11 protein-coding genes are annotated in these 12,591 nt (G+C 68.3%); 7 read left to right on the top strand and 4 right to left on the bottom strand.

From position 1 onward, the window contains the following. The first annotated feature begins 232 nt into the window (after positions 1 to 232). A complete protein-coding gene (locus NY1_RS29720) occupies positions 233 to 1,651 on the top strand; it encodes a glycosyltransferase family 87 protein (RefSeq protein WP_084535575.1) in 1,419 nt (472 codons plus the stop codon). Here the strand turns inward: NY1_RS29720 and NY1_RS29715 are convergent. Beyond that, positions 1,565 to 2,098 (bottom strand): CGNR zinc finger domain-containing protein, encoded by a 534-nt coding sequence (locus tag NY1_RS29715; RefSeq protein ID WP_067720445.1) that lies wholly within the window; start codon positions 2,096 to 2,098, stop codon positions 1,565 to 1,567. The two genes, NY1_RS29720 and NY1_RS29715, sit on opposite strands and share 87 nt — an antisense overlap. Positions 2,099 to 2,181: 83 nt before the next feature. Here NY1_RS29715 and NY1_RS29710 point away from each other — a divergent pair, with 83 nt between their 5' ends. Further along, a complete protein-coding gene (locus tag NY1_RS29710; RefSeq protein ID WP_067720444.1) occupies positions 2,182 to 3,114 on the top strand; it encodes a DMT family transporter in 933 nt (310 codons plus the stop codon). Positions 3,115 to 3,151: 37 nt separating this feature from the next. Beyond that, a complete protein-coding gene (locus tag NY1_RS29705; protein WP_067720443.1) occupies positions 3,152 to 4,114 on the top strand; it encodes a DUF389 domain-containing protein in 963 nt (320 codons plus the stop codon). 56 nt (positions 4,115 to 4,170) lie between these two features. Here NY1_RS29705 and NY1_RS29700 read toward each other — a convergent pair whose 3' ends face one another. The 3 genes from NY1_RS29700 to NY1_RS29690 form a co-directional block, all read right to left on the bottom strand. Next, positions 4,171 to 4,794 (bottom strand): TerD family protein, encoded by a 624-nt coding sequence (locus tag NY1_RS29700; protein ID WP_067720442.1) that lies wholly within the window; start codon positions 4,792 to 4,794, stop codon positions 4,171 to 4,173. 90 nt (positions 4,795 to 4,884) lie between these two features. Beyond that, complete coding sequence (locus NY1_RS29695; protein ID WP_067720441.1) at positions 4,885 to 6,006, bottom strand: DUF475 domain-containing protein; 1,122 nt, start codon at positions 6,004 to 6,006, stop codon at positions 4,885 to 4,887. 94 nt (positions 6,007 to 6,100) lie between these two features. Further along, a complete protein-coding gene (locus tag NY1_RS29690) occupies positions 6,101 to 6,676 on the bottom strand; it encodes a TerD family protein (protein ID WP_067720440.1) in 576 nt (191 codons plus the stop codon). Between the two features lie 211 nt (positions 6,677 to 6,887). Here NY1_RS29690 and NY1_RS29685 point away from each other — a divergent pair, with 211 nt between their 5' ends. The 4 genes from NY1_RS29685 to NY1_RS29670 all read left to right on the top strand — a co-directional run bounded on the left by NY1_RS29685 (position 6,888) and on the right by NY1_RS29670 (position 12,590). After that, entirely contained in the window at positions 6,888 to 8,093 is a 1,206-nt protein-coding gene (locus NY1_RS29685) for a hypothetical protein (protein ID WP_084535573.1), read from the top strand. 95 nt (positions 8,094 to 8,188) lie between these two features. Further along, entirely contained in the window at positions 8,189 to 9,343 is a 1,155-nt protein-coding gene (locus NY1_RS29680; RefSeq protein ID WP_067720550.1) for an HpcH/HpaI aldolase/citrate lyase family protein, read from the top strand. After that, positions 9,340 to 11,739, top strand: coding sequence for a phosphoribosyltransferase (locus NY1_RS29675; protein ID WP_169815420.1), 2,400 nt, complete (start codon positions 9,340 to 9,342; stop codon positions 11,737 to 11,739). The genes NY1_RS29680 and NY1_RS29675 overlap by 4 nt, the downstream gene beginning before the upstream one ends. Continuing rightward, positions 11,739 to 12,590, top strand: coding sequence for an HAD family hydrolase (locus NY1_RS29670; protein ID WP_067720439.1), 852 nt, complete (start codon positions 11,739 to 11,741; stop codon positions 12,588 to 12,590). Before NY1_RS29675 ends, NY1_RS29670 begins: the two co-directional genes overlap by 1 nt. Position 12,591 lies beyond the last annotated feature (1 nt).

Below are 12,591 nucleotides of genomic sequence, written 5' to 3'. Positions count from 1 at the left end.
GGAGGGTTCGTTGCGTCAGCAACCCGACAAGAGTACATGGGGCTGTTGCGCGGCCGAAAAGCGGATAGGCGCCCCGCACTGACGTGCGGGGCGCCGGGAAAAGCAGGGGAGGGCGGACCCACCGGGCGGTGTGGGGCGCGGGTGCTGCCGAGGGCGTGTTGACGTGCGGGGTTCGGGGCGCGATGAGGGTAAAGGAAGCCGACACGCGGGAGGTCCGCTTACATTGGTCCCCATGTCGAACCGACCCGTCGCCAGCGCACCGGTCACCGGGCGTCGTCTGCCGCGGGATCCGGGAACTATCGGTGTCATCGCCGTGCTGGTGTGCTGGGTCACGCTGTTGTTCGCGTATTTCAACAAGGCGCGCTGTGCCGGGTCGCCGTTCGACGGCAACGGGCGGAGTCTGATCTTCGATCGGATCAAGGACTCCGACGTCTGTTATTCGGATATCCAGTTCCTCTGGCTGGGGCGGGATATCAACGAGCATGTTTTCCCGTACGTGAACGGCGGGATCACGCCGGACGGGACGCTGACCGGGGGCGTGGTCGAATATCCGGTGCTCAGTGGCCTTTTCATGTGGCTGGGCGGGCTGGGTGCGCGCAATGACGCGCAGTTCCTGCTGCACAGCGCCTGGCTGCTGGTGCCGTTCGCGCTGCTGACCGCGTATCTGCTGGGGAAATTGTCGGGATGGCCGGCGCTGTTGTGGGCGGCGGGGCCGCCGCTGGTGCTGTACGCGTTCCACAATTGGGAACTGCCGGTGGTGTGCACCTCGGTGGCGGCGGTGTACGTGGTGGCCGCGCTGCCGCGATATTCGTTGCGCACCAGGGGAATCATCGCCGCGATCCTGCTGGGCATCGGTTTCTGCCTGAAGTTGTATCCGGGAATCTTCGTGCTGCCCTTGCTGATTCACGTGCTGGTCGGCGAGAACGGCCGGGAGCGGCGGGAATACGACGTGCGCGGCGCGCTGGCGGTGGCGGGCGCGGCGCTGGGCACGGTGGTGGCGGTGAATCTGCCGTTCGCGCTGGCCGGTTACGAGGGCTGGCGCGCGTCCATCACCTTCCAGCAATTGCGCCAGGCCGATATCACCACCAATTCCATTTGGTACTGGGGTCTGCGGCCGCTGTTCGGCAACGCGCCCGATGCCGAGAACACTTTCCAGAACGTGGTGTCGGTGGCCTCGCCGGCGCTGGTGCTGGCTTCGTTCGCGCTGGCGGTGTGGATCGGCTGGAAGCGTTTCCAGATTCGCGGGAACTATCCGTGGATCGGCGTCAGCGCCGCCATGCTGTGCGGATTCCTGTTGTTCCACAAGGTGCATTCGCCGCAGTACACGCTGTGGCTGATCCCGTTTCTGGTGCTGCTGGAGATCCCGTGGTCGCTGATCGGGGTGTATCTGCTGGCCGATGCCGCCATCGGCATCGGCGTCTTCCGTTATTTCTATGCTCTCGGCCAGGGCCACAATGCCGATCTGGAGGAGAGCATCGTGCAGTTCGGCGTGTGGGGCCGGGCCGCGCTGCTGGTGTTGTTCTTCTTCATGTTCGTCTGGGCGCATCCGCGCCGGGGCGGGCTGTTAGCTCTGCCGGGCGCGAAAAGCCGCGCTCTTGGCCCGGTTTCCGCAGATGGTCATATCGCACCAGCGGCGCGAACCGCCGCGTGAGGTGTCGATATAGAGCCGGGTGCATTCCGGTCGCCCGCATTCCCTGATTCGCGCGTGGTCCGCGCCGCCGAACAGTTCGATGGCGTCCCTGGCGATTTCGGTGAGCGCCTGTTCGGCGGTGCCGGTGCGCCGCACCGTCCCGTCCGGGTTCAGGGTCGCCCGGATGGGTTCGCCGTGCGCGAGTTCGTTCACGATCCGTAGGTCCGCGGCGGGCAGGTCGGCACCGTCGGTTTCTGCGAGCGCCAGGTGCCAGGCGGCTTCGCGGAGCCGGGTGGCGCGCCGCAGGGTGTCCGCGCCGACCTCGGGCGCCGTATCCAGGATTCCGGCCTCGGTCAGCCATTTCCCCAGTTCGGCTGGGCTGGTGAGGAGGTCGTCGAATTCGGCGCGCCGGGACTTCACGGTGCCGATGAAGTCCAGGGTGCGGTTGCCGCTGACGAAGGTGAACACCCCGCCATAGTAACCCCCTTGACAGGTTATCCACGGCGATGCCACGGTAGTAACCGGTCAAGATGGTTAGCGCGGGAGGCATCATGAACAACCGGCTCTTCGAACTGGCGGGACCGCCCGCGCTGATCCTCATGTGGAGCAGCGCCTTCATCGCGGGCATCATCGGCGTCGGCGCGGCGCCGCCCATGCTGGTGCTGTTCGCGCGGTTCGCCATCGCGGGTGCCCTGCTGATCCTGCTCGCCCTGGCCACCGGCGCGGTCTGGCCGCGCGGAAAAGTGCTGGGCCACACCGTCGTCGCGGGCCTGCTCATGCAGATGGTGCAGTTCGGCGCGTTCTACACGGCCATGAGCGAACACGTCAGCGCTGCCGTCATCTCCCTGGTGCAGGGCTTGAGCCCGCTGGTGATCGCGGTCTTCGCGGGCCTGCTCGGCGAGCGCGTCACGCCCCGACAATGGCTCGGCTTCGGCATCGGCGGCCTCGGCGTCGGGCTGGCGGTCGCCGACCAGTCCAGCTTCTCGCTCACCGGCGTCCTGCTGTGCCTGCTCGGCCTGGCCGGGCTCAGCCTCGGCACCGTCTACCAGAAGCGTTTCACCCCGGGCGTGGATCCCAAGGCGGGCACCGCGGTGCACGTGGCCATCAGCGCGCCCTTCGCCGGCGCGCTGGCCCTGGCGACCGACGCGTTCCACATCTCCGATCCGGGCCGCTTCGCCGGTTCCATGGTGTGGATGGTGCTGATCAATTCCATGGCCGCGTTCCTGCTGCTCAACACCATGTTGCTGCGCTGGGACACCACCCGGGTCGGCCGCTTCTTCTTCGCCACCCCCGTGGTCACCGCGATCATGGCGTGGCTGATCATCGACCAGCCGGTCGGTCCGGTGACCGTCGCGGGTCTCGCGCTCGGCATCCTCGGCATGGTCCTGGCCTCGCGGCGCGCGGTCCCGGCCGGAACCGCTGCCGCCGACCGCGACTTGGAGACCGCGCCACGCGCGACACCGGTGGTCGCCGCCGGTCGCTGACCGGTCCCGCCGGCGCGCGCACGGCACACTGTCCCTTGTGCTGCACCTGCGAATCATGGCCCCCGCCACGATGACCGACGACATCCTGGCCCTGTTCGACGACGAATGCGCCGTCACCGGCCTCGCGGTTTTCCGCGGGGCGGCGATCCGCCCGGCCGGCGACCTGATCACCGCCCAGGTGGCGCGGGAGGGCGCGAACGACCTGGTCCAGCAATTGCGCGCGATGCGGGTGCACCAGGTGGGCAGTATCGAACTCGAACAGGTCGATACCTGGTTGTCGCGCAAGGGTTTCGAGGCCGAGGTGCGCACGCCGGGCAGCAGCGCCGACGCGGTGGTGTGGGCGGAGGTGGCGCAACGCGCCTACGACGACACCGAATTGAACTGGACCTACCTGAGTTTCCTCACCCTGGCCACCTTGATCGCCGCCATCGCCATCATCACCGATTCGCAGATCCTGGTGGTCGGGGCCATGGTGCTGGGCCCGGAGTTCGGCCCGATCGCAGCGCTGGGAGTGGCGCTGGTGCGGCGGCGATTCATGCTGCTGCAATTGGCGATTCGCACCCTGGTCGCCGGTTTCGCGGTGGCCATCGGCATCACCATCCTGCTCGCGCTGGCGGCGCGCGGCCTGGGCTGGATCACCCTCGACGACGTGATCGGCCCGCGCCCGGGGACCGCGTTCATCTACACCCCGGACAAATGGTCGTTCGTGGTGGCGGTGATCGCGGGCGCGGCGGGCGTACTGGCCATCACCTCGGCGAAATCCCTGGGCCTGGCAGGGGTTTTCATCTCGGTGACGACGGTTCCGGCGGCGGGCAATATCGCGCTCGGCGTGGCCTTCGGCGACGGTTCCACCATCTGGGGCAGCGTGGCGCAGCTGCTGGTGAACATCGCCGGCATGGCCATCGCGGGCTGGCTGACGCTGCTGATCCAGCAGCACCTGTGGTCCCGGATCTCGGTGCGGCGCCACCGCCATATGGCCGCGCCGAGGCGAATGCTCTGAGCCGAGCAAGGTCGGGGGGCTTTCGGGGGCTGCGCCCCCGAACCCCCGGAAGGGTGTTACTTGCGCCCCGGCGTCCAGTTCAAGCCCCAGTCGTACGCCTTGTCGATCGCGCTCTGGGAACCGTTGATGTACTGCACTTCCCGGTGCACGGTGAGCCCGCCGCCGCTGTTCTGCAACAGCGCGACCGCGCATGAGCGCGCCCCGTCCACCGGCGAATCCAGCCGCACCTCGACCTGTGGCCCGTGCGTCGGGAACAGCGTCACCACGCCGTCGGCCGCCGCCCAGTTCGGCACGCCCTCGTAGATGAACGCGTAGATCAGGATGCGCCGGAAGGTATCCGGCTTGGCGAGGTTGATGTGCATGTTCTCGCCGCCGGTGGCCGCGCCCGTGCGGTCGTCGCCGTCGAGCTGGATGTACGGCGCGGATTGCAATGAGCCGAAAGCGTTTCCGAGCGCCTGCACCACGCCTTTGCGCCCGTCGGAGAGCTCGTACAGGCAGCCCAGGTCCAGGTCGACGGCATTGGAGCGCCGGAACAGCCCGCGCTTGACGCCTTGAGACCAGTTCAGGTTGACCCGCATCGCGCCTTGGCTGTCACCGGGTTTGGTGAGGTTCACCGATGGCGTGGCCTTGGACAGCGTGACCTTGCCGAGGTTGACCCCACCGGGCTGGTTGGAGCTCATACGCACTTCCCCCCTCAGGGATTCGGATAACGAAAAACCCGCGCCCGCCACCTCGCGAATGCGTGGGACGGGCGCGGGTCGCGACGGAACTCAGCCTACCGGCGTGACTTCCTGCTCGCTCAGGCTTTTGGCGCCGCCGTCGTCATCGCCTTCGCGACGATTGCGGATGATGCTGGTGAGGAAGGCCGCGCCGATGAAGCCGACGCCGACGAGACCGGTGATGAGCTCGTTGATGTGCACGCCGATCGACACCAGCAGGATGACCGCCAGCGCGCCGATGGCCCAGTGCGCGCCGTGCTCGAGGTACACATACTCCGAGAGCGTGCCCTTGCGCACCAGGTACACGGTGATGGACCGGACGAACATGGCGCCGATCAGGCCCAGGCCCAGCGCGATCAGGATCGGGTCGGAGGTGATGGCGAAGGCGCCGATGACGCCGTCGAAGGAGAACGAGGCGTCGAGCACTTCCAGGTACAGGAACAGGAAGAAGCCGGCCTTACCGGTGGCCTTCACCAATTCCGAAGGCCCGGAGGCGTTCTCCTCTTCGAACTCCTCGGTGTGGAACATGGAGCCGAGCCCGTCGACCACGATGTAGGTGACCACGCCGAGGATGCCGGCCAGCAGCACGGTGCTGACATCCTTGTCCTTGGCCAGGAATTCGGCGGCCAGCACGATGCCGAGCAGGGTGATGACCACGGAGAGCATGTCGAGCTTGCCGAGCTTGGCGAGCGGGCGCTCCAGCCAGCCCAGCCAGGTGATCTCGTGCTCTTCGAGGATGAAGTTCAGGAACAGCAGCAGCAGGAACGCGCCGCCGAAGGCCGCGATCTGCGGGTGCGCGTCGGTCAGCAGCTTCTCGTAACTCGGGTCCCCGTTGGGGAATTCGAGCGCGCCGTCCGCGGGCGGGTTCATGGCCAGGTCGAAGGCCTTGGCCGGGTTGAGGCCCGCGGTCACCCACACGATGGCGAGCGGGAACACCAGGCGCATACCGAAGACGGCGATGAGCACGCCGACGGTGAGGAAGATCTTCTGCCACCAGTCGCTCATCTTCTGCAGGATGGAGGCGTTGATGACCGCGTTGTCGAAGGACAGTGACACCTCGAGGATGCCCAGAATCGCGCACAGCGCGAACGCCGTTGGTCCGCCGTAGAGGAACGCCGCGATCAGCGATGCGATCGTGACGACTATGGAGAGGCCGAAAATACGCACCGCAATGGGGCCTTTCGTAGTGCCGGGTCAGTCAGGTCGGGTGATGCTCGCACGTAGAGGGGCCCGACGCCCGAGCCCCCCTGGTGCGTGTTGCTTCGTCTCAGACGGTGACGCCGTAGTCGCGGGCGATACCGGCCAGTCCGGAAGCGTACCCCTGGCCGATGGCGCGGAACTTCCATTCGGCGCCGTTGCGGTACAGCTCGCCGAAGACCATGGCGGTCTCGGTGGAGGCGTCCTCGGACAGGTCGTAGCGGGCCAGCTCGTTGCCGTTGGCGCGATCCACCACGCGGATGTAGGCGTTGCGGACCTGGCCGAAGCTCTGGCCGCGGCCCTCCGCCTCGTAGATCGAGACCGGGAAGAAGATGGACTCGATGGTCGGCGGGGTGGCGGCCAGGTCGACGTTGATGACCTCGTCGTCGCCTTCGCCCTCACCGGTGCGGTTGTCACCGGCGTGCACGATGGCGCCTTCGGGCGAAGACAGGTTGTTGAAGAAGACGAAGTGCTTGTCGGACACGACCTTCTTGTCGGCGCCGGTCGCGATGGCGCTCGCGTCCAGGTCGAAGTCGGTCCCCGTGGTGGTGCGCACATCCCAGCCGAGGCCGACGGCGACCTGGGTCAGGTTCGGCGCCTGCTTCGTCAGCGAAACGTTGCCGCCCTTGGACAAACTGACACCCATGCGGGAATCCCTTTCGTAGGAAAGCGTTCTAGCGTTGTTGGTTCGCGGCATGTCCGATTTGCCGGGTCCGCCACTACGACACTAGTAGCAAGTGTGACCCTCGTGCAGGAACAAACCGAGGACAAGGAACGGGACACTCCTGTGGCACGACTTGTCACCCACACGATCGCGGACGTGGCCGACGATGTGAACAGTCTCCTACGATCGGGGCGTGACAGGCCGTAGACGGGGATGGTTTCGCGGATCCTCCCGGAACACCGAATGGGTGCAGCAGGCGCGCTCGGCGCTGACCGCGGCCTTCCTGGACATGGACAAGCGGCAGAGCATCGCCGAGGCGGCGGTGGCGGCCTCGGCGGCGGTGTTCCCGGAGCGCGGGATGGCCGCCGCGTGGGAGCCGGTGCGAGCGCGCTGCTACGACGCGGCGGGCGCGTATCTGGCGCTGACCGAGCGTTTGGACCAGGTGGAACGGGACGGCGGCACGGTGGCGCAGCCGGAGGTCGACACCCAGATCCGCCGGCTCGGGGACGCGGCGCGCGCGGTGGACGATTTCTATCGGGGCAATCAGGCGCATCTGGAGCACGCGGTCGCGGTGTACGGGACGGTGCCGCAATTGGTGAATCAGGTGCGGTCGGCGGCCCAGGCGGCGTGCGAAGCGGCGGCGGCTTCGCCGTACGCCGGGTATCCGTCGGTGCGGGCCGCGGCGGCGGCCGTGGATGAGGGATTGATCACCCTGGAGGGGGTGCTGGCGGGGTCCGGCGCGGGGGCGGCGCGTGAGGCCGCAACCCACCTGGAGACCCGCACCAGAACCTTGTCAAGGGCCCTGGAAGACGCACCGGGCAAACAGCATTCGGCCACCACCGCACTGGCCTCGGCGGGTACCCGGCTGGCCGCCGCGCGCAATCGGCTGGATCGGATCCCGCCGGCGCTGTCCGCCCTGCTCCGGGAGTTCAACGCTGCGAGTTCGTCCGATTTGACCAACAATGAACGCGAAGCCCTGCGGGCCATCGACGCCGCCGACGCGGATCTGTCCCGTGCCCGGGCGGCATTGCAGAACAACGACCCGGAGCAAACGCTTGAACTGACCACATCCGCCCGCGGACAGCTCGCTGTCGCCGAGGAGAAAGCCGACGCGGTTACCGACCGGCTCACCCTCTTGCGAGAGGTTCGCGACAAGCCGCAGGACAAGGCCAAGGCCGTCCGGTTCAAACTGCGCGACGCGCAGATGCTGGCGGTCAACAGCGGTCTCGTCCCGCAATGGGGATCGGTACTGGACGCCCAGTCCGACCGCCTGGATCGGGCCACCGCCGGCCTCGCCGAGGGCCGGCATCCCGACTACTGGGCCTATGTCTCCGAGCTCGACGCCATTACGGCGTTCATCACGGGTGTGGTCGAACGCATGCGAAATACCGATAGATAGAACCGACCGCTTTGTAGGAGAAATGGGGGACGATGACCGCGATTATCACCACCAGGCCGGACGTCGCTCCCGTATCGCTGCACAAGCGCATACCCATGCGACATCACCGGCAGGTACCGGGACCCGAGCTACGCCTGCTGTTCCACCGCCTGCCCGAACCCTTCGGCGAATCCCACGACCGCGACACCCTGGCGATGGCGCTGGGCGCGACGCTGTACGTGCCCGCCACCCGTGACGACCTCACCGCCGCCATCATCAAACGGGCCCAGCGCGGGGTGTGCTCGATGGTCATCGACCTCGAGGATGCCGTCGCCGACCACGATCTGGAGTTCGGCAAGCGCCAGGCCGCGGCCACCCTGGACGAGATCGGCGCGGGCGTGGACCTGTTCCCGCTGCTGTTCGTGCGGGTGCGCGACGCCGAGACCATCGGCCAGATCATCGACTGGATCGGGCCCGGCGCAAGGGTTTTGACCGGTTTCATCTTCCCCAAGTTCGACAGCGCGTCCGGCGAGAAATACCTGGCTGCCATCGAAGCGGCGTCGGAACGCCTGGGGCGCACCGTGTTCGGCATGCCGGTGCTGGAATCGCCCGCGCTGGTGCACCGGCAGACCCGGGATCTGGAACTGCATCGCATCCAGGACATGCTCACCGCGCATCGGGACAAGGTGCTGGCGGTGCGCATCGGGGCCACCGACATGTGCTCCACCTTCGGCATCCGGCGCGACCGCGACCTGACCATCTACGACGTGCGGGTGGTCGCCGACGTGATCGCCGACATCGTGAACTATCTGGGCCGCACCGACGGCACCGGCTTCACCATCACCGGCCCGGTCTGGGAGTACTTCGCCGACCACGAGCGCATGTTCCGGCCCATGCTGCGCACCTCCCCGTTCGCCGAGGTGGACGCGGTGCCGTTCCGGGAGTACCTGGTCAGCCGGGATCTGGACGGGCTGCTGCGGGAGATCGCGCTCGATCGCACCAACGGCATCCAGGGCAAGACCGTCATCCATCCCTCGCACGTGGCGGTGGTGCACGCGCTGTCGGTGGTCACCCACGAGGAATACTCCGACGCGCTCGACATCCTGCAGCAGGACGCGGGCGGCGTGGCGGCCTCGGAGTATCGCAACAAGATGAACGAGATGAAGCCGCATCGCAGCTGGGCCCGCCAGACGCTGTTGCGGGCCAAGGTATTCGGTGTCACCAACAAAGGGGTTTCGTTCGTGGATCTGCTGAAAGCGCTGGCGTCGTGAGCTCGCCCTGGGCCACCCGGGAGCTGGGACTCGGACTGCGGCACGGCAATTCGTACGTGGCGGAGTGGGAGATCCCCGCGCTCGTCGAACCGGGGCTGCGGCGCAATCCGCGCCGGGCGCACCTGCTGGTGTCCACGGTGCTGGGCAAGCATCTGCCGACCGATCCGCACCGGGTGATCGAGGCCGGGAACCGGCTGGGCGAGCTGGTGCGCGAGGTGGTGACCGGTCCGGTGGTGGTGCTCGGATTCGCCGAGACCGCAACGGGACTCGGGCATTGCGTGGCCGCGCGCGTGGACGCCGAGTGCTACCTGCACTCCACCCGGCGCGAGGTGCCGACCGCCGAGACGCTCACCGGGTTCGAGGAGGGGCATTCGCACGCCACCTCGCATCTGCTGCAGCCCGCGCCCGCGCGGATCTTCCTGAATGCGCTGCCCATGGTGCTGGTCGACGACGAGATCTCCACGGGCGCAACGGCGCTGGACGCCATCCGGGCGCTGCACGAGTTCACCCCGCGCACCCACTACGTGCTGGCCTCGCTGGTGGACATGCGCACCGAGGCGGACAAGGCGGCTTTCGACGCGGCCGCCGCCGAACTCGGCGCGCGCATCGACACCGTCTGCCTGGCCGCCGGTGAGACGCTGCTGCCGGCGAACCTGGTCGATTCCGTGCAGGCGCTGCCCGAGCCGGAGCTGAACCCGGTCGCGGCCGGTCGCGGCCAGCTCGCCCGGATCGAACTGCCCTGGCCCGCAGGCGTTCCCGAAGGCGGACGGCACGGCATCCTGCGCTCGGACGGGCGCGCCTTCGAGGCCGCGCTGACCGCCGCCGCCGGGACCCTGCGGCGCGGACTGGACGCGCTGCCCTGGGGCGGCGCGGCCGGCGACCGGCATACCCGGCCGATCATCGTGCTCGGTCACGAGGAGCTCATGTACCTGCCGTTGCGGCTGGCCGCGACCCTCGCCGACGGCGGCATCCCCACCCGCTACCAGACCACCACCCGCTCCCCGGCGTACGTGCTGGACGAGCCCGGCTACCCGCTGCGGCGCGGATTCCGTTTCACCGCACCGGAAGCCGGTGAGGACGCGGCCCGCTATGTCTACAACGCGGCCTGGCCGGAACCGGCCGCCGCGGCGCCGATCCTGCTGGTCGTCATCGACGAACCCGCCGACACCGACCGGCTCACCGCCGACGGCGGGCTGCTCGACGTGCTCACCGCGTCCGGCGCGGACGTGGTGCTGGCCGTGCTCCCCGAGGCCGATCCGCGCGCCCTCGCCGCCGCGCGCACCGAACTGCCGAAACCGTTGCGCGGAACGGAATTCGGGTCCTATGCCGCCGACGAGGTGACCTGGCTGCTCAAGGACCTGTCGGCGGTGGATCTGGAAGCCGAGGTGGCCGAGCGCGAACAGCGCATCCAGTCCGGCGTCGCGCACTACGCGGAATCGCTGCCCATCGAATACCAGCCCGACGCCGCCTATCGCGAGCTGTTCGACCGGGTGCTCGAGGACAGCGCCGACCGTCTCGCGCTGGCGGTGGCGACGGTGTCCGAACTCGTGGTGGCGCAGCGCGGCACCGATATCGTGCTGGTCTCGCTGGCCCGCGCGGGCACGCCGGTCGGCATCCTGATGCGCCGCTGGCTGGCGACCCGCGGGCTGGACGTCCCGCACTACGCGGTGTCGATCGTGCGGGACCGGGGCATCGACCCGGTCGCGCTGGATTACCTGGCCCAGCACCATGATCCGGCGAGCATCGTGTTCGTGGACGGCTGGACCGGCAAGGGCGCGATCACCCGGGAACTGACCGAGGCGCTGCGGGCGTACGAGGCCGCGGGCGGCGCGCGTTTCGACGACGAACTGGTGGTGCTCGCCGATCCCGGCGGCTGCGTGCGCACCTACGGCACCCGAGACGATTTCCTCATCGCCTCGGCCTGCCTGAATTCCACTGTGTCCGGACTGGTTTCGCGCACCGTGCTCAACGACACCCTGATCGGCCCCCGGGACTTCCACGGCGCCAAGTACTACCGCGACCTGATCCCCGACGATGTGTCCGCGCGCCTGCTGGACCGGGTGAGCGCGAGCTTCGACGCCGTCCGCCCGCAGGTGGCCGCGCAGGTCGCCGCCGTGCAAGCCGCGGATCGCACGCCCACCTGGGCGGGCTGGGCCTCGGTGGAGAAGGTGCGCGAAGAGTACGGCATCGCCTCGGTCAATTTCGTGAAACCCGGTGTCGGCGAGACCACCCGGGTGCTGCTGCGCCGGCTGCCCTGGCGGGTGCTGGTGCGCGACGCGGACGCGCCGGAGCACGCCCACATCCGTCTGCTCGCCGCCGCCCGGGGCGTGCCGGTCGAGGTCGTGCCCGACCTCGCCTACGCCTGTATGGGCCTGATCAAGGACGTGAAGAAGTAATGCCGCACCGAAGACGCCTGTCCCCGAGATCCGTGCTGGTGGCGACGGATCTCGATCGCACCATGATCTACTCCCGCAATGCCTTCGGCGCCGCGCCCGAGCCGTCCACGGTGGTGGTGGAACACCTGGAGGGCTCCCCGCTCTCCTATATGACCACCGCCGCCGCGGATCGCATGCGAGCCCTCACCGTCCCGGCCGCGGTCATCCCCACCACCACGCGAACCATCAAGCAGTTCAACCGGATCCGGCTACCGGGCGCGCCGTGGCCGTACGCCATCACCACCAACGGCGGCAATATCCTGCACCACGGCAAGCCCGATCTGCGCTGGCGCATCGACCTCGACACCGAGGTCCGCACCACGAGCGCGACCCTCTCGCAGGTGAACGCCGAACTCCGGTCCCGCATCAGCGATTCCTTCGTCAAGAAGTTCCGGGTCGCCGACCACCTCTTCAACTACCTGGTGGTCGACACCGCCGCCCTGCCCGCCGATTTCCTCGCCGCCTGGGATGCCTGGTGCCGCCCCCGCGGCTGGTCCGCCTCCCAGCAGGGCCGCAAGATCTACACCATGCCCGATGCCGTCTGCAAGAGCCGCGCGGTCGCCGAGGTGCGGCGCCGGCTCATCGAATCCGGTGTGCTGGAAGCCGATTCGCGAGTGCTGGCCGCCGGTGACGGCGCGCTGGACGCGGAGATGCTGCGCGCCGCCGACGCCGCCATCCGGCCCCGGCACGGCGAACTCGAACAACTCGCCTGGACCTCGCCCAACCTGACCATCACCAGTGCGGCGGGCATTCTCGCCGGTGAGGAAATCCTCGACTGGTTCCACAACGCCACCCCGGAGGTCGCCGCCTGAT

Source organism: Nocardia yamanashiensis NBRC 100130, assembly GCF_001613325.1.
Classification (GTDB): Bacteria; Actinomycetota; Actinomycetes; order Mycobacteriales; family Mycobacteriaceae; genus Nocardia; species Nocardia yamanashiensis.
This window is presented reverse-complemented; position numbering and strand designations above follow the sequence as displayed.